The 24,812-nt window shown below is 35.1% G+C and carries 18 protein-coding genes and 1 pseudogene; 12 read left to right on the top strand and 7 right to left on the bottom strand.

What is annotated here, in order from left to right:
- Position 1: 1 nt before the first annotated feature.
- On the bottom strand, positions 2–322 hold the full coding sequence (locus RV15_RS12355; RefSeq protein WP_071878352.1) for a hypothetical protein: 321 nt from the start codon (positions 320–322) through the stop codon (positions 2–4).
- 474 nt (positions 323–796) lie between these two features.
- Here RV15_RS12355 and RV15_RS12350 point away from each other — a divergent pair, with 474 nt between their 5' ends.
- Together RV15_RS12350 and RV15_RS12345 are read left to right on the top strand one after the other, a co-directional pair.
- Complete coding sequence (locus tag RV15_RS12350) at positions 797–2,026, top strand: hypothetical protein (RefSeq protein WP_071878351.1); 1,230 nt, start codon at positions 797–799, stop codon at positions 2,024–2,026.
- Between the two features lie 191 nt (positions 2,027–2,217).
- Entirely contained in the window at positions 2,218–2,562 is a 345-nt protein-coding gene (locus tag RV15_RS12345; protein ID WP_217265825.1) for a hypothetical protein, read from the top strand.
- 103 nt (positions 2,563–2,665) lie between these two features.
- Here the strand turns inward: RV15_RS12345 and RV15_RS12340 are convergent, their stop codons facing one another.
- Both RV15_RS12340 and RV15_RS12335 read right to left on the bottom strand, forming a co-directional pair.
- On the bottom strand, positions 2,666–4,558 hold the full coding sequence (locus tag RV15_RS12340) for an LPXTG cell wall anchor domain-containing protein (protein ID WP_071878349.1): 1,893 nt from the start codon (positions 4,556–4,558) through the stop codon (positions 2,666–2,668).
- 253 nt (positions 4,559–4,811) lie between these two features.
- Positions 4,812–5,477 (bottom strand): recombinase family protein, encoded by a 666-nt coding sequence (locus tag RV15_RS12335; protein WP_071878348.1) that lies wholly within the window; start codon positions 5,475–5,477, stop codon positions 4,812–4,814.
- A 515-nt stretch (positions 5,478–5,992) separates the two neighbouring features.
- Between RV15_RS12335 and RV15_RS12330 the strand changes: the two genes are divergently transcribed.
- Together RV15_RS12330 and RV15_RS12325 are read left to right on the top strand one after the other, a co-directional pair.
- Complete coding sequence (locus tag RV15_RS12330) at positions 5,993–7,846, top strand: AAA family ATPase (protein WP_071878347.1); 1,854 nt, start codon at positions 5,993–5,995, stop codon at positions 7,844–7,846.
- Positions 7,847–8,703: 857 nt separating this feature from the next.
- On the top strand, positions 8,704–9,075 hold the full coding sequence (locus RV15_RS12325) for a VOC family protein (RefSeq protein WP_071878346.1): 372 nt from the start codon (positions 8,704–8,706) through the stop codon (positions 9,073–9,075).
- Between the two features lie 195 nt (positions 9,076–9,270).
- Here RV15_RS12325 and RV15_RS19185 read toward each other — a convergent pair.
- A pseudogene (locus tag RV15_RS19185) lies at positions 9,271–9,399 on the bottom strand (DUF3788 family protein); the annotation flags it as partial.
- A gap of 188 nt (positions 9,400–9,587) precedes the next feature.
- Between RV15_RS19185 and trhO the strand changes: the two are divergent.
- On the top strand, positions 9,588–10,529 hold the full coding sequence (trhO, locus tag RV15_RS12315; protein ID WP_071878345.1) for an oxygen-dependent tRNA uridine(34) hydroxylase TrhO: 942 nt from the start codon (positions 9,588–9,590) through the stop codon (positions 10,527–10,529).
- A gap of 194 nt (positions 10,530–10,723) precedes the next feature.
- Here the strand turns inward: trhO and RV15_RS12310 are convergent, their stop codons facing one another.
- From RV15_RS12310 to RV15_RS12300, 3 genes are all read right to left on the bottom strand, one after another.
- Positions 10,724–11,911 (bottom strand): acyltransferase family protein, encoded by a 1,188-nt coding sequence (locus RV15_RS12310; RefSeq protein WP_245791362.1) that lies wholly within the window; start codon positions 11,909–11,911, stop codon positions 10,724–10,726.
- Between the two features lie 214 nt (positions 11,912–12,125).
- Positions 12,126–12,863, bottom strand: a complete 738-nt coding sequence (locus RV15_RS12305; protein ID WP_071878343.1) for an amino acid ABC transporter ATP-binding protein — start codon at positions 12,861–12,863, stop codon at positions 12,126–12,128.
- A 1-nt stretch (position 12,864) separates the two neighbouring features.
- Positions 12,865–15,021 (bottom strand): amino acid ABC transporter substrate-binding protein/permease, encoded by a 2,157-nt coding sequence (locus RV15_RS12300; protein WP_071878342.1) that lies wholly within the window; start codon positions 15,019–15,021, stop codon positions 12,865–12,867.
- A 465-nt stretch (positions 15,022–15,486) separates the two neighbouring features.
- On the opposite strand from RV15_RS12300, the gene uvrB reads away from it, so the two are divergent.
- The 7 genes from uvrB (at position 15,487) to RV15_RS12265 (ending at position 24,811) form a co-directional block, all read left to right on the top strand.
- On the top strand, positions 15,487–17,481 hold the full coding sequence (gene uvrB, locus RV15_RS12295) for an excinuclease ABC subunit UvrB (protein ID WP_071878341.1): 1,995 nt from the start codon (positions 15,487–15,489) through the stop codon (positions 17,479–17,481).
- A 347-nt stretch (positions 17,482–17,828) separates the two neighbouring features.
- Complete coding sequence (gene uvrA, locus RV15_RS12290) at positions 17,829–20,645, top strand: excinuclease ABC subunit UvrA (protein ID WP_071878340.1); 2,817 nt, start codon at positions 17,829–17,831, stop codon at positions 20,643–20,645.
- 445 nt (positions 20,646–21,090) lie between these two features.
- Positions 21,091–21,297, top strand: a complete 207-nt coding sequence (locus RV15_RS12285; protein ID WP_071878339.1) for a hypothetical protein — start codon at positions 21,091–21,093, stop codon at positions 21,295–21,297.
- A 422-nt stretch (positions 21,298–21,719) separates the two neighbouring features.
- Positions 21,720–22,604, top strand: coding sequence for an RNase adapter RapZ (rapZ, locus tag RV15_RS12280; protein ID WP_071878338.1), 885 nt, complete (start codon positions 21,720–21,722; stop codon positions 22,602–22,604).
- Positions 22,601–23,599, top strand: a complete 999-nt coding sequence (locus RV15_RS12275; RefSeq protein ID WP_071878337.1) for a gluconeogenesis factor YvcK family protein — start codon at positions 22,601–22,603, stop codon at positions 23,597–23,599. Before rapZ ends, RV15_RS12275 begins: the two co-directional genes overlap by 4 nt.
- Before the next feature lie 27 nt (positions 23,600–23,626).
- A complete protein-coding gene (gene whiA / locus RV15_RS12270; RefSeq protein WP_071878336.1) occupies positions 23,627–24,562 on the top strand; it encodes a DNA-binding protein WhiA in 936 nt (311 codons plus the stop codon).
- 6 nt (positions 24,563–24,568) lie between these two features.
- Complete coding sequence (locus RV15_RS12265) at positions 24,569–24,811, top strand: hypothetical protein (protein ID WP_245791361.1); 243 nt, start codon at positions 24,569–24,571, stop codon at positions 24,809–24,811.
- The last annotated feature ends 1 nt before the right edge of the window (position 24,812 follow it).

Here is a 24,812-nt window from a genome sequence, read left to right as displayed (position 1 = left end):
ATTAATAAAACCTCCTTACTTTTTCTGAGGCAGACGAAGTAAATACATTTAAAATATGATTGAAATGATTTTCTCCATTCGGGAACGTTTCGTTTAGATAGGCAACTTTTGCAGCAATTCCCGCAGTTTCATTTAGGGCAGTATTGGCAACATTGGCTTGGGCTTTCAGATTGGCACTCATATTAACTGATCTTCTAACGACTTCTGCGGTATCTCTAGCGATTTGTCTTTTAACAGCAACTGGCAAATTACCTGAATCATTCGGAGTAAAAACTTCGGGTTGATTTGAAATGTCTAGATACTGATTTTGTTGGTTGTACATAGTAAATTACCTCTTTCTTTTTTTGATTTTTATAATAAAAGCCCTAGCTGACTAGTCTAAAATTTAACCAGAGCTTTATTAATGAAGGTTAAAACTTTTATATGTTTAATACTGTTTCTTTTGTTTATTTCCTCTTAATTTTGTAATTACATTTTTTTCTTCCAGTTGTAATACCAGGCTAAAAAACTTAATACAACAATTAGATATGGTGACAATATAATTAGGCTAGCAAATATTGTATATAGCATAATATCTCCTCCTGTTTCTGTTACATACTAATGCAGTCGCGAGCTGTATTTGGTATACTATTTTTAACGAGTGTTTAATTAGCTTTCTTGCTAACACAGTCTATATTAAAGTAAAAGAAAATTACATTCATTATCGATGTTATTACCATAAAAAATTGCCTAATTGATAATTTATGTGTATTTTATTTGCAATAATTTAATGATTTCAAGTAAAGGAGTGTAATTTATGAAGAGATTTCATTTTTACTGGTATTGTATGCAAATTAAACATGTTTCTACTCCATCTTTCGGTGGAAAAAATATGGTAAAATTTATAAATGAAGTAATTCATCCAATATTAAAATATAGTAAAGATATACATATACCTGATTTTCCAGAAGGAATAAATGTAACTCGAGAAATAAAAGAAAAGGATATTAGAAGCGAATATTTGCTTGCCATAGATATATCTAATGACAATCTATTTATTGAAGAGCAAAAGAGACTCTCAAAAGCTTTTGAAAATATATCAAATTTAAGTATGTGGAAAGTGGATATTACAACCAGTGCTCAAAGGATCTATAATTATTTCAAGGAGGATAAAAACGAACTTGTCAAATATTTAGGAGAAGACGGTATTAAAAGTCTGGGTGATTATTTTATTAATAATAATTTTTCAGACTTTCTAGCTTTACTATTGATATATGTAGTAAAAAAATTACCTAAGTACAGTAAAATGATCGATTCTATTGAAGATGATAACGGACAAAAAGATTCCACTATTACTATTTTTCATGATGGAACTCTATTTGAAGATTTAATCTATAATCATATTTTAGACGAAATTCTAATAAATAATATAGTAGGAAATTTACTTCATTTTGATGTAAATCCAAATGAAGCTATCAATCTAAAAAATTGGTATAATAATTTTTTAACAATAACTTTTATTACAAGTGATAACCTAAGACATGGAAAACGTCGAGAGGCAATAGGTTTTTGGGCGGACCTTTATTTAAGAGGGTTAGGTGATTTTAATGTGCTAAAAATAGATTCTATTTGTAATTCTAAAATAATACAAAGAGGATTTTTATGTACAGGATTGACAATTGATCGTTATACTGAAAATATAATAAAAAAAGGGTTTGACGACAAAGATGGTCCAATCAGTCTATATGTGGGGTGGTTTGATTCTGTGAAAAGTTGCTATGCAGAGTTATCGAAAATTATCGAACCTTCAGAATATTTAACAAGACCTGCTGTTATTGTTTTAGAGGAACCAAGTAGTAGTGAAACATGGCAAGCATATAAGAAGGGTTTTATACCCGATGATCACCTAGAAATAGAAGGTTATGACGAATATTATGAGTATTCGGAACTGATAGATGAGTATTTACTAAATGATGAAACATATTTAAAACGCACTGAAAGTTTAGAATTGGCGGATGGGGTTCTGTGTTGGGTAATATCAATATAAAATATTAGGGGAAATTTAAAAAAACGTCGACTATATATTTAAAATGTGCTATAATATTACGGTTTCAGGGATTTATGATAATGATTTTTATTTAATTAGCCCGCTACTGGGAAAGGTCTAAAAACCTATCTAGTAGCAGATAGGTTAATTTAATAGAAAGAATGTGATTCATTATGTCAAAGAAACAAAATATGCAACTACTCATTTACAATAAGATTATTCATGATAAAACAGCTAGTGGCAGTAGAGAAGATAAAATACGTCGAATTTTACAGTATGGTTCGATTGAAGCCCCTATTTACGATATATTTAATCTTGATGATCTTGAATATTCTACTGAAGCACTGATCGAGAAAAATGAGAATGACATACGTGAAGTATATCAAGTTATCAAAGCATTTGTTTCAATCCAGAAAAGCACCTACGATTTTTTTGAAATAGATGTTATTGAAGATATCTTATGTCCTACCTATGAACTTACAAAGGAAGAAATTCTATTCATAGTAAATACAGAACCGTTTGAAACAATCAATTAAGCACTTTTAGCCCTCATCTTGTAAGATAAGGGTTTTTTTTCTTAAAAATAAAAGCCTTGTCAATAATTGACAAGGCTAAATATCTCATGCTAATTCATTTTGTTTATTGTACTTCTTTGTTTCTTCTCTTAAACACAACTACCAACATTCCTCCTAAAGCAACAAGGCCACTCAAGAACATAGTAAGAGTTTCTTTTTCGCCAGTTGTTGGTAAATTTTTACTTGATTCTTGTTTAGAGGTTATATTACTTCCATTCTGGTTTTTACCGGTAGTATTTAAGCTAGTGGTATTATTTTGGTTGTTACTACCACCAGCAACCTTACTACCACTCTCAGGTTGAACAGGTTTTGTTGGGCTAGTCGGGTAAACTGGTTTACCATCTTTAGTAACTGTTACCTCTAGTCCAACGATTGTTTCGCCAGTACGAGCTTTAGTTACTAAACTAATAGTACGTTTACCTTCGTTCTTACCAAATGTTACTTTATTGCAACTAATCGCATCAGCGGGGTCAGTACTTGTAAATACATAACCAGTTGGTAATGTAATTGCTTTAGTTGTAACTTTACCGTCACTGTAAGTAACTTTTTCAGTTACTCCAAATTCTAGAACTCCGCCAGCTTTTATAGATGTAGTACCAGTAACAATCCATTCTTTAGAGATGATTGTTGGTTTAACTGGCAGTGTTACATCTTTGTCAGTGACTGTAACCGTGAATGGTTCAGATACAGCAGCACCAGCTAGTGTGTAAGTTCCTGCTTTGAGGAATTTAACGCTGCCTGCCGTAATTTCTGCCGCAGACGGATCTGAGATAGTGACTGGATGACCAGCTTCAAACTCTAGATAATCAATACGAGGATCACCAAAGTTGAAGTAGGTAGTTGATTCCATTCTGTAATTCACAGTGTCTCCAACTTTAGCAGTACTTGGTCCATCTACGATAACATCATTCATAGTAGCCATGATTTTTTCGTAGTTGAATGTAATAACTGCTCCTTCGCTTGCAGATGCAATTGTTTGAGAAGCATCACTAGTTCTATAGAACTTAGGTCCAGTTGACTGTGTAAACGTATCTGGCGCAGTGGCAGTGAAAGGCTTACCTTCAATAGCTTCTTGCGTCAGAGTATTGATAGTTCCATTTTCAGGGCTAACGTAATTGATTGTAATATTAACTTTTACTTCTGGTTCAGGAGTTTCTGCTAATACTAAAAGATTTAAGCAATAGCTTAGCTCTTCTACGAGAATATCTACGTTTTGCTGAGCGATAGCTGCACTTAACCAATCTGTTTTATCTAATGTGCCTTGAGCATACACTAAATTTTGTTGGGGTGTTCCATCTCCTCCAGCTAAAAATAAAGCATAGGATTCTTCAGTGTAACTGCCCGTATTAGCTAATGCATACTTAATCTGATCCATTAAGCTTCTAAGTTCTGTTGCGTCTATTCCAAGGTCTTCGAGTGAAGATGAAGGCCTTTCTCCAGTATTCTCGTTTTCTAAACGAGTTACTTCTGCGTCAAATTCATTCAACCATGCCATTAACTGATTCCAGTCGCCACTAGGATGGTCTCCGAAATCGATTAAATATTTGTGAATTTTTTGTTGAATAACTACAGCTGAAGAAACATCTACACCTTTATCTTCCAGTGCAAACATTCTTTCCTGTACAGGAAAAAATTGAAGTTGAAAGTTCCCTAAGTCATAATCACCAATAGAACCTTCATTGATGATATAAGGTGCAATTGGCTCACTTTCTACTTTTTTAGTTTCTGGTACTACTTCTAGCACACTATTAGCTATCTCAGGCGTTTCTTCTTGATTTTTTCCAATCTCCACAGAGATAACTTCTTCGGTTGCTAGTGGCTCCTCAACATTTTCAGCCAGAGCTTTGACTGCTCCAATTGCTAAAGGACAAACTAACATTGCTACTGTGGCAAAATTAGCTAGTTTCTTAACTCGTTTATTGCGGACTAGTCTTGCAATACGTGTGTTTTGTTTCACTCTTCATTTCATCTCCTTATTGTGTTTTAAAACCATTTTTCCACTAAGTAAAGCTACTTTTCACCTCCGTTATTAGACTGTTTATATCGAACGAAATAAGAAGATAACAAAAAACGCCAATCTAACAAGGTAAAAACCTTATGAGAACAGCGTTTCGAAGTAAATATTTATATGTATAATTGCTTAATCAGTTATCTGCTTTTAACGTTCGATATAAAAACAAATGGCTATATCAAAAGTTTAACATAAATTACTAGGGTTTTAAAGAAATGTTTTTAGTCTTTCGTCTCTTAACTTGGCTATTTCGCAGTGTTTTGTAGATAGAACTCTCACTAATATTGAGGCGTTTTGCTATGGTACTGACTGGCATTGAATTTAATTGGTATAGGTCAATAATTTGTTGTTTTTTCTTTTCGGTCAATGCTGGTTTCCCTAATTTAACGCCGTTTTCTCTGGCTTTTCTTAGTCCTTCTTTGGTTCTAAAGCGTATATTATCTAGCTCAATCTCGGCTACGTAACCAAGAACAAGGCACAGCAAGCGTCCAGTGAGTGAATCTGTCTCGATATTTTCTTGGAGTGATACCAGTTTAATATTATGTTGATTTAGTTCGTCAATTAGGGAACCTAATTTACTCATGCTTCTTGTTAGGCGGTCTAGCTTGTAAATATAAAGAGAAACATGCTTATTTTTACTAGATAGATATTTAGCCAGCTCTAAGGTCTGGTAAAGTATTGGGCGGGCGTTGTTGCTACCACTTTGTTTTTCTGTAAATAGTATATGACAACTAGCTAATGCTTCTGTTTGAATTTCAACACTCAAGCGCTGGCGGTCGTCCAAGCTACTAACTCTAATATATCCGATTTTTACCTCCTCTAATTTCTCCAGTTTCTTTACTTTCTTTTTCTGTTGCTTTTCCATGATGAAAACCTCCATATATTATTTTGTCTTGCATATATATGGTAAAACGAAATGGAAGAAATTAGTAAAAGAAGGTAAATAAAAGTCCTATAGTATCAATGCCTGTAGACTTTTTTTGGTTAGTATCAATTTTAGGTGTTCGGTCTTGCTATTGAATTTATTTTCTATCTTATGGAGTGTACTCATATAGTTACATGTTTTATTCTAGTTAATTTTATAGTATAGAATAGTGTTTTATGGAAAACTAGCTTCTGGTAAGAGCTTGTTTAGTATGGGCGTATTCCTGTTATAATTAATTTGTTTTTTGTCTTTACGAGGGAGGATTTTAGTATAAGGTCGCTGTAAGTAAAAAACTTACAGATTGAAACCTTCGCAGACCTTTTCGGTCTACATTTCACTTAGTATCATGAAAAGACTTGATGATTAGTAAAATTATTCGCTCAATTAGAAAATTAACTATATTGTCGTGCTTATTTTTGATATAATAAAATTATCAATATAAAAGGAGTGTTAAGATGAAATTACATAAATTCCAAATCGAAGGATACAGGCGACATTATAATACAGATATTATGTTCTCGAATGCTAGCTTCCTTATTGGGGAAAACAATACAGGTAAAAGCAGTATTCTAAAAGCTATTGAGTTATTGCTTACAGATACTAGTAAATTACCAGAGAGTTTCTTCTTCAAGTTTTTCCAAGATGACTATATTAACACGTGTAGAGAGATTACTTTGACTGCAGAGTTTAGAGAAGTTCCGGATACGGCATCTAGCTGGAGAGGATTTAAGGGGCGTTTGTTTCCTTATGTTGAGACATTACCCGATGGCACTGAAATAAAAGGGAACTCCATATTCTATAGAAAAACTTTCACTCCAGATATGTCACGAATTATCGAAATGAAATCAAGAAAAAAAACCCTCAACAAAGAGTTTGAAGATGTTAAAAAAATCTCTGACTTCATCGAGAAAGGACTTCCGAAAGATTCACTTAAAGGTACGAAATACGAAAAAGAAAATCAAGATACTAACCTAGCGAAAGGTAAACTTGAAGAATTTTTGAATACTTTTGAGAATGAAATTGAGCTATTTGATTATTCTTCGGCTGAGGATGAGTGGATTCAAAATCCTGGTGGAATAGCTGGAAACGTACTTTCGAGACTGCCGAAAGTGCTATATATACCTGCTCATGACGGTTCAGAGAATCTTGGAGAAACTAAAGGGACATTTCAGAGCATATTAAGCGAACTGTTTACTGATGTCAGAAATGAGTCCGATAATTATAAGAAAGCTCAGGAGTACTTAAATAAACTAGCTACCGAAATGGACCCTGAAGATTCCACGACTGAGTTTGGTAAAATGATGGAAGGCTTGAATGGCGTATTAGACGGAGTTTTTACTGGCATAGGTTTGAATGCTCAAGCAGAGCTTTCCGACGCAGACGATGCTATAAAACCAAAGTTTTCGGTATCTATGACAAGTAATATACCAACTTCTGTGGAAATGCAAGGAACAGGAGTAATCCGATCAACTGTTTTCGCCCTACTACGATACAAGGCGATAAGAGACATGGAGAAAAAATCTGATGGTAGATCATTGATAATATGCTTTGAAGAGCCCGAACTATACTTACATCCAAATGCCGCCAATCAAATGAGAGATACAATTTATGCACTAGCGACGACGTCCAATAATCAAATTGTATGTTCTACGCATTCTCCTTACATGATTGACTTAAGTAAACAAGTAGGTCAAGTATTAAATTACTTGTCGACTAACATCTCTGCTGTTGAAACTGAAGATGGCACTTGTTTTGATTGTGAAGTGATAAACAATCAACCTTTCAATATTCAAGATGCATTCAAGACCTTACAGTCTGATGAAAAGGACTATGTAAAATTAATTCTGAAAATTGACGATTATCTTGCGAGAATATTTTTTGCAAAGAATATCCTAATTATTGAAGGTGATACTGAGGAAATAGTTCTAAAAGAAACTATCTCTTTAATGCCTGACGAGCTTAAAAAGAATGTCTTGTGTAACTGGCAAATCGTTAGAGCAAGAGGTAAAGCAACAATAATATCTCTCGTAAAGTATTTAAAAGCTATGGGTATAACGCCGTACGTTATGCATGATCTTGACTCGGGCGTCACAGGAGCCGAAGTCATGAATAAACCTATTAAAGACGCTTTGAGCGATGATTCTAGATTAACCGTCTTAGAAAATTGCATTGAAGATATATTAGGATACACTCCCCCTTCAAGTAATAAACCTCATAAAGCTTATCAGCATACGCAGGTTAAATGGAAAAGTGATTATAATAAAATTAATCCCGAGTGGAGAGAGGTAGTAGAGAAAATATTCACTTAGATTGATAGGCTTCAATATTCCATGCAAATAAAAAGAGACTTACGAAGTTCACAAGCCTCTTTTTACCCGTAAAAGTTCATTTATTGCTGAGTTTAAATTTTATTATTTAAAAGTTGTTCATTACCATACATTTGTATAGTATGAAGAAAACTAAAATTTAAGATAAAGAAAACCTACTGCCGGTGAAGCTGTAGGTTTTCTTTAGGCATGAGCGAATCCATTTTATGTTACTTGATATATTAATTTGTCTTTACGAAAGTTAACGCTTCCATCTTGTAAACACAAAAGGTTATTTGTTTGCCTCCTCTAAATCCTCTACTTTCTTGTTCAATTGTTTTTATGGAAGAAATCTCCATACATATATGACTGATGAGTATTATCAAAAGAACATACCTGATTCGCTAAAGTCCAGATTTGACATGATATATAGATTTGAAGACTTATAGGTAAGTGAAAAACGGGAATATATCAATGATACGGCATTGAAGTTAGTTAATAAATTAAATAAAGAGTTTGGAACAGATATCACTACAAAAGCTATAACGAAAAAATTAAGTAAATTAGAAGATTTAACCAACTTGAGGAATATAAAAAAGTCAGTTGAAGATATAATTTTTAATGAGTTTTATAAAAATTACACTTCTTAACATTGAAATTAATTTCGTACCTAGCTTGGCTTAATAGCAATGCAACTAAAAAAAACTACAATCTTTAAGGAGTGCAGTTTTTTGTGTGGACAAGATTATTAATTTTTATATTATTATTCTTTATGATAAGTTACCATAGGCTATCATAAAAAGTATATAATGAATAAGCATTTATTTTAAAATGAAAAAACAAAGATGAGGAGCAAAAAAATGTTTACTAACCAAATCAAAATAATGTTATATGTAACAAACGTAGAGGAATCAAGTAAGTTCTGGCAAAAAATCGGCTTTGTAGAAAAAGAAAGAGATGCTGTCGATGGCACACTTGTTGTGGAGATTGCACCAAGTGAAAGTGCAGAAACAATGATTGTTTTATACGATTTAGCATTTATTCAACAACATTCACCAGAAGTTGCTGGGAATACACCATCATTGATGTTTTTTGCAGACGATGTGATAGCTTTATACAAGAAAATGAAAGATGCTGGTGTAAGAGTAGGAGAATTAGTTCAATTACCAACTGGATTAGTCTTTAACTTTGCTGATAATGATGAGAATTATTTTGCGGTATCTGGACAATAAGAAATTAAAATAGTAAAACTGTTCAAGTTTTTTTAGAAAGCTTGAACAGTTTTACTATTTTTGAAGGACAGTGAACTTGAAGGAAAAACGGATCGTACCGCTTTTCTGTGATCTAGCTACACAAATCAGAACTCTCAAAAAATAGACAAAATGTGAGTGGGACATAACTCTTCGAGTCATATCCCGCTCACATGGAATCCGGATAAACGGTGGGAGCAGAAGCAACCCCTTCGGAAATAAGCTGAAATTCACAAAAATTTGAAGAACAATTTTCGTGAATTCCCTCTTATTTCTCGGGGTTAAACACTTCTGTCCCATCCTCATTTTCCTAATTTGTTCGAGGTCTAAATAGTTTGTTTCGCTTATATATATATGTGCATTATTCCACAAGCAAATAGCTCGCTTTTTCTATTTCTTTTTTTATATACTAAATACGTATGAAGATAAAATAGGGACTGTACAGTTATTATGGAGATAGCAAAACAGTTTCTTAGACAAAGGAGAAAGATAAAATGGATTACCGCGTATTACTTTATTATAAATACACGACGATTGAAAACCCCGAAGAATTTGCAAAGGAGCATTTAGCTTTTTGTAAATCATTGAACCTAAAAGGAAGAATTCTAGTTGCAACAGAAGGAATCAACGGCACACTTTCAGGAACGATTGCTGATACGGATGCTTATATGGAAGCAATGTTAGCTGATGAACGTTTTAAAGATACGTATTTCAAAATTGATGAAGTGCCAGAAAATGCATTTCATAAAATATTTGTCCGTCCTAGAAAAGAGCTTGTTTCTTTAAGCTTGGAGGAAGATATTAATCCGTTGGAACTAACTGGGAAATATTTAGAACCAGTTGAGTTTAAAGAAGCGTTACTTGATGAAAATACTGTTGTGATCGATGCGAGAAATGATTATGAATTTGATTTAGGTCATTTTAGAGGAGCCGTTCGTCCAGATATTCGTAACTTTAGAGAATTACCGCAATGGATCAGAGACAATAAAGAGCAATTTATGGATAAAAAAGTGGTTACTTACTGTACTGGTGGTATTCGCTGTGAGAAATTTTCTGGCTGGTTGATCAAAGAAGGTTTTGAAGATGTTGCCCAACTTCATGGCGGTATCGCAGTTTATGGAAAAGATCCTAAGACAAGAGGCGAGTTATGGGATGGCAAAATGTACGTCTTTGATGAGCGAATCAGTGTTGAAATCAATCATGTAGATAAAAAAATCATTGGTAAAGATTGGTTTGACGGCACACTGTGTGAACGTTACATCAATTGTGCCAATCCTTTCTGTAATAAACAAATTTTAGCCTCAGAAGAAAATGAAGCGAAATATCTTGGCAGCTGTTCAGATGAATGTCGCCATCATCCTGCAAATCGCTATGTGATGAGAAATGAACTTTCGGAACAAGAAGTAGCTAATAGACTTGAAGCTATTGTACATTAAGAAAGACGGAGGCGTTTGATCCTAATAAGTAAGAAATAATTCCAGGAATTATCAAGCATTATGGTGAGTTTATGAACTGATGATAATTAGTATCGATGGGCTTACATGTACATCCACTGTTTATTAACAATTAGAGTATGAGACAAAAGTGAATTTTAGCTTTTGTCTCATACTCTTTTTAAACTGATTTGTAGTTAATTGACGGCTTTTATTTTTTTCCGCTTCTGCAATAAATAATAGACAACGAAGCTAAATACAAACCACAAACATGGAACCATTTCATATTTTACGTTAATATTATCAACTCTATTTACAAAGAATAAAATACCTACCGGAAATGTAACAAAAATTCCTAAAAATCCAGCAAGAAATATTTGTTTGCGAGATCGTGCTTTTTTGCGTATTTCAATAATAATCAAACTCAAAAAATGAGTAAATAAAACAATCAGAAAAAAACTAATAACGCCTGAACGAAGCCATGATAACTGGTATCCTTTACCAGTTTCTTCGACTAAGATAATACAAACGGGGTGAACAAAGTAATAATACATTGATAATTCACGAATCTTCTTCGTATCAATTTTTATTTTTATTGAAGATGACAATATCCATAAAAAAAAGAAAAAACTAAATGGGATTAGCATCAATAAAAAATTCATATCCAATCGTTCAACATTAAATAAGAAAAATCCTTCAACCATAAGCAAGAAGCTAAATAAGATTGTTAAAAAAGGGAGAAATTTTAGCAACGACTGCAATCGCTCTTGATAGTCATAGATAAAAAAACCGATTGTAACAAAGATTGAACCAAATAAAAGGCCCGTTCTTGTTGTGAAAATTAGTTGAATAATGCCATCAAATGTATTTTTTAGGATGCCAGCAGGTAAAAAGCCATAATACGTTTCTAAGCTACCGAACATAAATAGCAAGATTGAAATCAGAAAAACTGTTTTATAAGATATGTATTTCAACGCCTTGTTAACGATGAATAAAGAGAAAATCATTGCTGGAATATACCACAAATGATAATAAACTCCAACTTGAAGTAACCCGAAAAAGAAGGAGATGATCAATAAAAAACCTGAATATCCAAGATGCTCATTAATCCAACTAATGCCAACATAGATAAATAATATACTCCAAGCGAGGTAGGATTTTCCTAATTTTTTTAAATAATTCTTGATGTATTTTTCTTTATGATCAGAACCTTTTCGTACAAAATAGGCACTACTAATAAAAAAGAATGGAACTGCGATTCGACACACAATATTTTTTATAAAAAAATTTAAAGGTTCTTGAGAAGTAATGGGGTTGCAGTGAATACAAATCACCATAATAGCTGCAATATATTTCACAATATCAACCATTTTATAATTATTCAATTTGTTGCTCAGATTAATCACATCTTTTCATTTTAGTTAAAGCAAAAGTCTATCAGTTTTTTCTTTTCTTTTCAAGTTCATTTTTGGAGAGTGGAGAGTAGCAGTTTGACCTGTAGAGCCTTTCGAACTTCCTTCGATATACAAAAAACCGAAGAAATGAAAATTTCTTCGGTTTTACTCTGGGACATATCTAGTGTGTACCTTACGTTATTTTTTAAATATTCAATACTTTATCCAAGAAATCTTTCGTCCGTTCGTTTTGCGGATTTTCAAAGATTTGTTGCGGTGTACCATCTTCCAAGAAATTACCACCATCGATAAACATTACACGATTTGCTACTTCTTTAGCAAAGCCCATTTCATGAGTTACGATTACCATGGTCATTCCTTGTTTGGCTAATTTTTTCATAACATTCAATACATCGCCAACCATCTCAGGATCAAGAGCTGACGTTGGTTCATCGAATAACATGATGTCTGGATTCATTGCTAAGGCACGAGCGATTGCGACACGTTGCTTTTGTCCACCAGATAATGATTCAGGATAGCTGTCTTTTTTATCCGCTAAACCAACTGTATCTAATAGCTTGATTGCTTTTTCTGCTGCTTCTTTTTTTGAAAGACGACCTAAATCAGTCGGAGCCAAAGTAATATTTTCCATGATCGACAGGTGAGGAAAGAGATTGAAGTGCTGGAAAACCATGCCGATATGTTGACGGATTTTATTTATGTTGGTATTTTTATCTGTTAGATTCGCACCATCGATAATGATATCGCCACTTGTCGCTTCTTCAAGTTGGTTCAAACAGCGAAGAAAAGTACTTTTACCAGAACCGGAAGGACCTATAACACAAACAACATCGCCTTCTTGGATGGATACGTTGATATCATTCAAAACCGTATTATCACCATATTTTTTTACTAAATGCTCTACTAGAATTTTTTCAGCCATATTATTTCACCTTCTTTTCCAATACTTTAGCTAATTTCGTCAAGGCTGTGATCAAAATCAGGTACATCATCGCGATTACGAAGTATACCATTGTACTTTGTAAGTTTCTGGCAACGATGATTTTACCTGTTTGAAGTAACTCGATCAAGCCGATTGCAGATAGAATCGTTGTATCTTTTAAAGAAATAACAAATTGATTAACGAATGATGGGATCATAATTTTAATTGCTTGCGGTAAAATGATTTTTTGCATCGTACGGTTGTATGAAAGACCTAAACTACGTGAAGCTTCCATTTGACCAGCAGGTACTGCATTGATCCCGCCGCGTACGATTTCAGAAATATAAGCACTTGCGTTTAGTGTCAGAGTAATAATTCCTGCAAGGAACACAGGAATATTGAAACCTAAAATTCCTGGCAAGCCGAAGTAGATGAAAAAGGCTAATACCATTAAAGGAATGCCGCGGATGATGTCAACATAAATAGTTGATATCACGCGTAAAGCTTTTGATGGAGAAGCGCTGAATAATCCGAAAATCACTCCAACGATCAAAGCTAAAATAAATGAAATTAGTGTTAATTGAATTGTCATCCACAAACCACTTAATAGACGTTTCCAGTTGTTTTGGATCATACCAACGAATGTTGATTCATCTACTTTGTTTTCTGAAGAACCATCTTTTACATATTTTCCGATGATCTCATCATATTCACCAGTCCGTTTTAATTCAGCTAACCCCTCATTAAACATTTGAGTCAACTCAGGATTCTTGCCTTTTTTAACTGCGAAACCATATTTCCCGCCTTCTTCACGAGGAATCGGGGTGGCTAATGGTTGCTTTTGCGCAACACCGTAACCGATCACAGGATAATCGTCCATCATGGCATCGATCTCACCGATTTCAAGGGCGCTGTATAAAGCATCTGTTGTATCTAGATATTTGATTGAGAAGTCATATTTATCTTTGTTGGCTTCAAGGAAGTCAGCACTCTCTGTCCCAATTTTAGCACCAACCTTTTTGTCTTTTAAATCTTCGTAAGAATGAATGCTGTCATTGTCTTTTTTTACAGCGATTTGAATGCCGCTGTTGAAATAAGGAGTAGAGAAGTCAAATGATTTTTCACGTTCATCTGTAATCGTCATTCCTGCGATCATTGCATCAGCTTGACCAGACTCAACCGCTTGAACAGCTGAGCTGAAACCAATAAATTTAAATTCGATGTTAAAATCTTGTAACTCAGCGATTCGTTTGACTAAGTCAACATCGATTCCTTCATATTTCCCGTCAGCGTTTTGAAATTCAAATGGGGCAAATGTAGAATCACTAGCGATCACGTAAGTGTCTTTTTTAGGTTGAATCTTTTTCATTTTAGAATCTGTATCTGTTGTTTCAGTGCCCGTCGAAATATACTTACCTACGATTTCCTCATACTTACCAGAGTTTTTTAATCCTTTCAAACCAGCATTGAATTTTTCAATCAATTCTTTATTTTGCCCTTTTTTTACAGCAAAACCATAAGAACTACCAGTTTCTTTTTTTCCGACTAATTGAAGTTTTTGACCATTTGTTATAGCGTAGCCTAAAACAGGATAGTCATCGAAAATCGCATCAGCTTCGGCGTTTTCAAGTGACTGATAAAGACCAGTTGCATCATCGAAGTTTTTGATTGTGTAGCCGAATTTGTCTTGATTTTTTTCTAAGAAAGTTGCACTTTCAGTCCCAACTTTCGCTGCAACTGTTTTTCCTTTTAAGTCTTCGTAATTTTTGATTGTGTCATTGCCTTTTTTGACTGCCATTTGAAGTCCACTATCGAAATAGGGTTCTGAGAAGTCAAAAGATTTTTTCCGCTCATCTGTAATACTCATGCCAGCAATCATGCCGTCAACTTGTTTGGATTGTACGGCTTGAATGGCGCTGTCAAAGCCAAGTGGTTTTAAATTTACTTTAAACTCTTGTTCTTTGGCAATTGCTTTTAGCAAATCAACGTCGATTCCCACATACTCTCCTTTAGAATCTTGAAATTCAAAAGGGGCAAAAGTCAAATCTGTTCCTATATTATATGTTTTTTCCTCAGCCTGAGCAGAATGCCCAAGGGTAAATGTCAGTAGACTTGCCATCATCACAATGAATGAAAGTAAAAAGTGTTTCCGTTTCATAAAATACCTCCTATATTTGCATATTGGATAATTATATAGTAAAAAAAGGCAAAAACACAAGTCATTCACAATGAGAAAATCAAAAAAAAATCATTTCCTAACATCTGATGTTATGTTACGTGACATTTCTAGCTAATACATAGGCCTGCGAAGTGAAGGAATCATTACTTGATGCAATATTATGAAAAAGCAAACAAATGATTAAATAAAATATAAATTGACATAAATTGCGTATACGAAATCAATTCTAAAACTAGCGAAAATATGTTCGGTATGTTAAAATAATTAGAGGATATTCAGTTTTATTTTGAAGCTGAAATCGCTAGTAAATGGATTAGATTGTTTGAATCAAAAGATAAGAACTGTAAGGATTTAATCAGGTCGGTAGTCTTTTTTTAGACAAATTTAGTTCGTTGTTTTGTTGCAATACCTCAACTATTAAATAAAGCAAAAGGAGGATGTTGAATGATAGAAAGAGAGACCTCCAATACATTTGACTTAGTATCAAAATATAAACCGGATGGCGATCAGCCGGAAGCGATTAAACGATTAGTTGAAGGAATCGAAGGTGGCGAAAAAGCACAGATTTTACTGGGTGCTACAGGAACTGGGAAAACATTTACGATTTCAAATGTAATAACTGAAGTGAATAAGCCAACCTTGGTTATTGCTCATAATAAGACATTAGCTGGACAGCTTTATGGAGAATTTAAAGAATTCTTCCCTAATAACGCGGTCGAGTATTTTGTTAGTTATTATGACTATTACCAACCAGAAGCGTATGTCCCTTCAAGTGATACATATATAGAAAAAGATGCTAGTATCAATGATGAAATCGATAAATTACGGCATTCAGCGACAAGTTCTTTATTAGAAAGAAACGATGTGATCGTTGTTGCCTCAGTTTCCTGTATTTTTGGTTTAGGAGATCCTAAGGAATACAGCGAACAAGTGGTATCCATTCGTGTAGGCATGGAGCTGGATCGTAGTCAGTTGTTGACAGATCTAGTCAACATTCAATTTGAGCGAAATGATATCGATTTTCAGCGTGGTCGCTTTCGTGTACGAGGCGATGTAGTGGAAATTTTTCCTGCTTCAAGAGATGATCATGCCTTAAGAGTTGAATTTTTTGGTGATGAAATTGAACGCATCAGAGAAGTCGATGCGTTGACCGGCGAAGTGATCGGTGAAACAGAACATGTGGCAATTTTTCCGGCAACTCACTTTGTGACTAATGAAGACCATATGGAACATGCGATTTCACAAATTCAAGAAGAATTAGAGGCGCGTTTGACAGTCTTGCGTAGTGAAAATAAATTGCTAGAAGCGCAACGTCTAGAGCAACGAACCAATTACGATATTGAGATGATGAGAGAAATGGGCTACACGTCTGGTATCGAAAATTATTCTCGTCATATGGATGGTCGTTCAGAAGGAGAACCGCCTTATACATTGATCGACTTCTTCCCAGATGACTTTTTACTTGTGATCGATGAATCCCACGTATCAATGCCTCAAATTCGCGGCATGTATAATGGTGACCGTGCTAGAAAACAAATGTTAGTGGATTATGGTTTCCGTTTGCCTAGTGCGTTGGATAATCGTCCCTTACGTTTAGAAGAATTCGAAGAACATGTTCATCAAGTTGTCTATGTTTCTGCAACTCCTGGACCTTACGAGTATGAGCAAACAGATACCGTAATTCCGCAAATCATTCGACCAACGGGACTGTTAGATCCATTGATTGAAGTTCGTCCGATCATGGGACAAATTGATGATTTAGTCGGTGAGATCCATGATCGTGTAGAGAAGGATCAACGTGTATTTATCACAACTTTAACGAAGAAAATGTCTGAAGATTTAACGGATTACCTTAAAGAATTAGGAATTAAAGTCAAGTATCTTCATAGTGATATCAAAACGTTAGAACGAACCGAGATTATTCGAGATTTACGTTTAGGTGAGTTTGACGTATTGATCGGTATCAACTTGCTTCGTGAAGGACTGGATGTACCGGAAGTATCATTGATTGCAATTTTAGATGCCGATAAAGAAGGTTTCTTGAGAAGTGAACGCTCATTGATTCAAACCATTGGACGTGCCGCTCGTAACTCAGATGGTCGTGTCATTATGTACGCGGATAAAATTACTGATTCGATGCAAAAAGCAATGGATGAAACCGCAAGGCGTCGTTCAATCCAAGAAAAATACAATGAAGAGCATGGCATTACGCCAAAAACCATCATTAAAGAAATACGTGAGTTAATCTCAATTTCTAAAACAAATGAAAAAGGTGAGCCATTCAAAATTGATAAGGATTATCATGAATTGACTCGTCAAGAAAAAGCTGATTTATTGATGAAATTAGAAAAAGAAATGCGAGATGCAGCGAAGGCACTAGACTTTGAAACTGCAGCGACTTTAAGAGATACGATTTTAGAATTGAAAGCAGCAGATTAAAGAATAGTTGCTGTGTTTCACTAAAAAGGATCAATGTTCCCTGTGGTCACCTTGTACTGTTCAACAATGTCTATCTGCGACGAATCGTTGATGAGAAAGCATCAGCTCATAAGAATATTCGCTGTGTTTCACAGCAAAGGAGAGCCGTTACTCTTGCGAATTTATTCGCATAGAAGTAAGGGACACTACACTTCGTTTCGATCTCAACAATCTCTAAGTGCTAAAGTACAAAGAATTGAAGGTCGGACCAACAAAATCAAGGATCAACGTTCCCTACGGTCACCTTGTACTGTTCAACATCAGCTCATAAGAATACTCGCTGTATTTCACAGCAAAGGAGAGAAGTAATGGCAAATGATAAAATCGTCATTCATGGCGCACGTGCACATAATTTAAAAGATATAGATGTTACGATTCCTCGTGACAAAATGGTTGTAGTGACTGGATTATCTGGTTCTGGAAAAAGTTCACTAGCTTTTGATACATTATATGCGGAAGGTCAGCGCCGATATGTTGAAAGTCTTTCAGCTTATGCTAGACAATTCTTAGGTCAAATGGATAAACCTGATGTCGATAGTATTGATGGACTTAGTCCAGCGATTTCTATCGACCAAAAAACAACGAGTAAAAATCCTCGATCAACAGTCGGCACAGTAACAGAGATCAATGATTATTTAAGACTGTTATTCGCTCGTGTCGGGCATCCGATTTGTCCGAACGACGGAACTGAAATCAGTAGTCAGTCTGTTGAGCAGATGGTAGATAAAGTGTTAGAACAGCCAGAAAAGACGAAACTTCAAGTATTAGCACCAGTAATTGTTAAGAAGAAAGGCCAGCATAAAAAAGTCTTTGAAATGATTCAACGTGAAGGCTATGTGCGGATGCGTGTCGATGGCGAAACCTATGATGTCAGCGAAGCACCTGAACTTGAAAAAAATAAAAAACATGATATCGCGATTGTCATTGACCGAATCGTGGTAAAAGAAGGGATTCGTTCTCGTTTATTTGATTCATTTGAAGCGGCATTACGACTTGCTGACGGGTATGCATTGGTAGATATAATCGACGGAGAAGAAATGCTTTTCAGCGAACATTACGCTTGTCCATACTGTGGATTTACAGTGGGCGAATTAGAACCAAGATTATTTTCTTTTAATGCACCATTTGGAGCGTGTCCTGATTGTGATGGATTAGGAATGAAATTGGAAGTGGATCGTGATCTAGTGATTCCTGATTCAACCAAAACATTGCGTGAAGGAGCAATCGCACCATGGAATCCAATTAGTTCACAATACTATCCGCAAATGCTAGAACAAGCGGCTGATAGTTTTAATATTGACATGGATACGCCATTTGAGGAGTTGCCAGAAGAGCATCAAGATATTATTTTAAATGGGTCAAATGGTGAACCCTTCCATTTCCATTATGAAAATGATTTTGGCGGAGTCCGTGATGTAGAAGTACCGTTTGAAGGAGTTTTAACGAACATCAAACGTCGGTACCATGAAACAAATAGTGATTTTACCCGTGATCAAATGCGTTTATACATGACAGAATTAACCTGTCAAACCTGCAAGGGATATCGATTGAATCCTCAAGCTTTGTCAGTCAAAATCGATAATACAAATATCGGTCAAGTTAGTGAGCTGGCTATCAAAAATGCGGTACAATTTTTTGAAACAGTTAAATTGTCTGACCAAGAACAAATGATTGCTAAACCAATTCTAAAAGAAGTAGAAGATCGTTTGAACTTTTTAAAAAATGTCGGACTGGATTATTTAACACTTAGCCGAGCAGCTGGCACCTTATCTGGCGGAGAAGCACAACGGATTCGTCTAGCAACGCAAATTGGCTCAAATCTATCTGGTGTGTTATACATTTTAGATGAACCTTCGATTGGGTTACATCAGCGCGATAATGACCGCTTGATCGAGTCACTTAAGAAAATGCGTGATTTAGGCAATACGCTGATCGTTGTTGAACATGATGAAGACACGATGCGTGCCTCTGACTATTTGATCGATGTAGGACCAGGTGCTGGACATTTAGGCGGGGAAATCGTTGCATCTGGAACGCCAGATGAAGTAGCTAAAAATCCTAATTCGTTAACCGGACAATATCTTTCTGGGAAAAAAGTGATTCCTGTTCCTAAAGAGCGTCGTAAAGGTAACGGTAAGAAAATCAAAGTGACAGGCGCAACTGAAAATAACTTAAAGAATGTTACAGTAGAGTTTCCTCTAGGAGAGTTTGTTGCAGTGAGTGGGGTTTCTGGTTCAGGGAAAAGTACTTTAGTTAACCAAATTTTGAAAAAAGCTTTAGCTCAAAAAATAAATCGAAATTCTAACAAACCAGGTAAACACAAGAGTATTACTGGTTATAAAAATATCGAAAAAATCATTGATATCGATCAAAGTCCGATTGGTCGTACACCACGAAGTAATCCAGCAACCTATACAAGTGTCTTTGATGACATTCGTGATTTATTTGCAAAGACAAATGAAGCGAAAGTCCGTGGTTATAAAAAAGGTCGTTTTAGTTTTAATGTCAAAGGGGGGCGCTGTGAAGCTTGTCGCGGTGATGGAATCATTAAAATTGAAATGCATTTTTTACCAGATGTTTACGTCCCTTGTGAGGTATGCCATGGTAAACGATACAACTCTGAAACACTTGAAGTTCATTATAAAGGAAAGAATATTTCAGATATATTAGATTTGACTGTTGAAGATGCAGTAGCATTCTTCCAACATATTCCGAAAATTCATCGTAAATTGAAAACGATCGTTGACGTCGGATTAGGCTATGTCACTCTTGGTCAGCCAGCTACCACATTATCAGGCGGTGAAGCACAGCGGATGAAATTAGCCAGTGAACTTCATAAAAATTCAAATGGCAAAAACTTTTATATTCTTGATGAACCAACAACAGGGTTGCATACGGACGATATTGCCCGTTTGTTAGTTGTTTTAGAACGACTTGTTGAAGCTGGAAATACAGTCCTTGTTATAGAACATAATTTAGATGTGATCAAATCAGCTGACCATGTTATTGACTTAGGTCCTGAAGGTGGAGATGGCGGCGGAACGATTGTCGCAACTGGAACACCAGAAGAGATTGCCAAGGTCAAAGCAAGCTATACTGGAAAATATCTAAAACGAGTTTTATAAATTGGTATACTCCATTTTGAAAGTATTATCGCTGTTTTTTAAGAAAGTCTGAAGTTTAAAACAAAATTACTTATTGCTATTGATTTCTTTAAACTATTGAAGTAGAATCTCACTAATAAAGGTATATTGTTCAACCTAATTGGTATATATCTTTTCTTCTATAAATAATCCGTTCAAAAAAGAAAAAAGGTTGGGATGTGACTCGTAGAGTTCGGTCCTAACCTTTTTTTAAAATTTTTTTTACTATTAAAAAGAAAATAAGAATAAGTATTCAATAAATATAAATGAGAAAAAAATAATAAAATAAGTAAAAACATTTGTTTTTTAATCACTTAAATCTAAAAGTAGTCAAAAAAAGAAAAAATCTATACGTAAGTTGAATGATTATTTTGATAAAATCATGATATCCTATACATACAAAAGAGTATGAAGGGATGATTATTTCTTGAAAAAAAGAGAAGTAAAAATTGGTGCACATTATGTTTGTCATGGGTCAAACTTTTCTTGGTTTTTTGTGGGAGAAGCGATTTCCAAAAAAGAAAAAGATGTTCAAGTTAGAGTGGTTAAATGCCATCCTAGCGATCGTCCAGTCATAAATTGTGACGATCCTATTTTAAATCTGGATTACTTTAATGTAATTGAAGATGCGTAACATTATAAAGTATTTGGCCTTAACTAGTATATTTAAGTAAGGCATGTTTCAATAGAAAGATCGATCAAAAATGATAACGATAGAAATAAGAACCCTGACAAAACATTTAAAATTTGTCATGGGTTCTTATTTTTCAGATTGATAAAATATTTTAATGTAAATATTATCACTTTGATAGAAAATACTATCATGACCAAGACAGGAGATATCCGCATTATTGAGAAAGACGGAGAACAGTAATCAAGTAAATTGTTCAATCAAAAATGAGCGTGAGATGGAAGTATTTAATTCCAAATCTTACTCTTTTTTTTATGCTATATCCTAAGAAACACTGAGTGAAAAATAAGAATTACTTGAAAAGCTTTCTTTGATACGCCCGGGATGCTATAATTAATAAAATGTTTCCAAAGGAGCGTTAAAAAATGGCTGATAATTTACAATTAGTGATAATTACTGGAATGAGCGGAGCAGGGAAAACTGTGGCTATTCAAAGTTTCGAAGATATGGGGTATTTTTGTATCGATAATATGCCTCCCAGCTTGATACCTAAGTTTTGGGAGTTGATCAAAGAATCTGGGAAAGTAACGAAGATCGCATTGGTAATTGATTTACGTTCTCGCAATTTCTTTAGAGAAATTCAAGATATGTTGGTTGAACTAGAGAATACAAATCTGATCGATACAACGATCATGTTTTTGGATGCAACGGATGAAGAACTTGTTTCACGTTATAAAGAGACGCGTCGTGCCCATCCGTTAGCAATGGATGGTCTGATCACTGAAGGAATTAGAAAAGAACGGGCGATTCTGGAAGAAATCAAAGGGGATGCCCAAGTTGTTATTGATACGACCGATTTATCGCCTAGACAATTGCGAGAAAGAATCAATGAAGAGTTTAAATCGAGGGATACACATGAGTTTCGTGTGGAATTAGTTTCTTTTGGCTTTAAGTATGGATTGCCGATCGATGCAGATATTGTGATGGATGTTCGTTTCTTACCAAATCCACACTATATTCCAGAGCTGCGTCCTTTGACAGGACAAGATCCATCTGTTTATGATTACGTGATGAGTTTTCCAGAGACGGAAAGTTTTTATACCCGTTTTATCGATTTGTTGAAAAATGTGATGCCTGGCTATGAAAAAGAAGGAAAATCAAGCATTACCATTGCTATTGGTTGTACTGGAGGACAGCATCGTTCTGTTGCTTTAACCGAACGCATTGGTAAAGAGCTGGAACAAGACTATCATGTAAATATTACACATCGTGATAAAGGGAAGCGGAAAGAGACGGTGAACCGCTCATGAAAATGAAAACGTACCGTATTAGAAAACCAAAAATCGTCGTTGTCGGTGGTGGGACTGGTTTACCTGTTATCTTAAAAAGCCTTCGGAATCAAAGTGCAGATATCACAGCAGTTGTCACAGTGGCCGATGATGGTGGCAGCAGTGGTGAGATTCGGGAATCAATGAATATGACACCGCCTGGCGATTTAAGAAATGTATTAGTGGCGCTTTCGGATATGCCTCAGCTGTACGAAGATATTTTTCAATACCGTTTTGATAAATCGGATAATTATTTTGCCAATCATGCAATCGGTAATTTGATCATTGCGGCTGTTTCTGAAATGCGCGGCAGTACATATGAGGCCATTCAGCTACTTTCAAAGATGATGCATGTGGATGGACATATCTATCCTTCATCAGAACGACCTCTGACTCTCCATGCTGTATTTAAAGATGGTACGGTTGCAGTTGGCGAATCCAGTATTGCCGTCGACCGAAAAACGATCGATCATGTCTTTGTGACCAATACTAACGATGATGAACAGCCAAAAGCTGCTAGAAAAGTGGTAAAAGCAATCGAAGAAGCCGATATGATTGTTTTAGGTCCTGGAAGTATGTTTACAAGTATTTTACCTAATTTAGTGATCAAAGAAATTGGTGAAGCAATCATCAATGCAGAAGGTGAGGTCGTGTATATTTGCAATATCATGACCCAAAAAGGCGAAACAGAACATTTTAGTGATGCCGATCATGTGTGTGTGTTACATGAGCACTTGAAAAGTAAATTTGTTGATACGGTTCTAGTTAATACTGAAAATGTACCTGAAGGCTATATGGACCCAGAAGTCTATGATGAATATTTAGTGCAAGTAGAACATGATTTTCAGAAGCTGAGAAATGAAGGCTGTCGTGTGATATCAACTGATTTTTTGAAATTAAGAGATGGCGGCGTTTTCCATGATGGTGATAAAGTTGTGGATGAACTATTCCGTATTGTATTTGGCGCAAGGTATTAAAGAAAAAGTAGAGAGGAGGAAGGAAGAGTGTCTTTTGCAGCAGATGTAAAAAAAGAGCTGACGACTTTAGAAGTTCATCGGGAACACGCTAGAGCTGAGTTGGCTGCATTGATTCGTATGAACGGTTCATTAAGCATTGTGAATCAGCAATTTGTCTTGAACGTTCAGACAGAAAATGCCGCGATTGCTAGACGAATCTATTCTCTTTTAAAAGATCACTACGATGTTCGTTCAGAATTATTAGTTCGAAAAAAAATGAAGTTAAAAAAGAATAATGTCTATATTGTCCGCTTAAAACAAGGAACTAAAAATGTTCTTGCTGATTTGGATATTTTAGATGGAATGATGTTTAATACGCATGTATCAGATGATATCATAGGAAATGCGCAAAAAATGCGATCCTATTTAAGAGGGGCCTTTATGGCTTCAGGATCTGTCAATAATCCAGAAACTAGCCGCTATCATTTGGAAATATTTTCGATCTATGAAGAACACAACGATGATATTTGCCAGATGTTGAACTATTATGATTTAAATGCAAGAACATTGGAACGGAGAAATGGCTATATTTCCTATTTAAAAGGAGCTGAACGAATCGCTGATTTTCTAACGTTGATTGGTGCGACAAATTCAATGTTGAAATTTGAAGATGTTCGTATCGTCCGTGATATGCGTAATTCAGTGAATCGGCTAGTTAACTGCGAAACAGCGAATCTCAACAAAACGATCGATGCCGCATCAAAACAAATTGAAAACATTCAGTATATCGAAAGCACAGTTGGCTTAACAGCCTTGCCAGGAAAATTACAGGAAATCGCCGAATTACGTTTGGAGCATCCTGAAGTAAGTTTAAAGGAACTAGGTGAGATGATTCCATCAGGTGCCATTTCAAAATCTGGGATTAATCACCGAATTCGTAAGATTAATGAATTTGCTGATAAACTAAGAGAAAAAAGTGCGTAACTGCTTATGAATCGCTATGAGGAAATAGCAGAGAGATGGGTGAATCTGATGGGCGTAGAAGATAAAGATTTTATTATGAGACAAATCAGGCAACTCGGAGAAGGTCTAGGGGCTTTTCTTGGAAAAGAAGATGTGGATAAGATTTTGAGTTTTGGAGAAGATGCTCAAAAAGAAATTGAAGATTCTTCATTGGATAAGCAATTGAGTTCTGAACAGATAACTGAAAAAAAAGAGACAAAGCCTAAATAAC

The organism is Enterococcus silesiacus (genome assembly GCF_001886225.1).
Taxonomy (GTDB): Bacteria; Bacillota; Bacilli; order Lactobacillales; family Enterococcaceae; genus Enterococcus_L; species Enterococcus_L silesiacus.
This window is presented reverse-complemented; position numbering and strand designations above follow the sequence as displayed.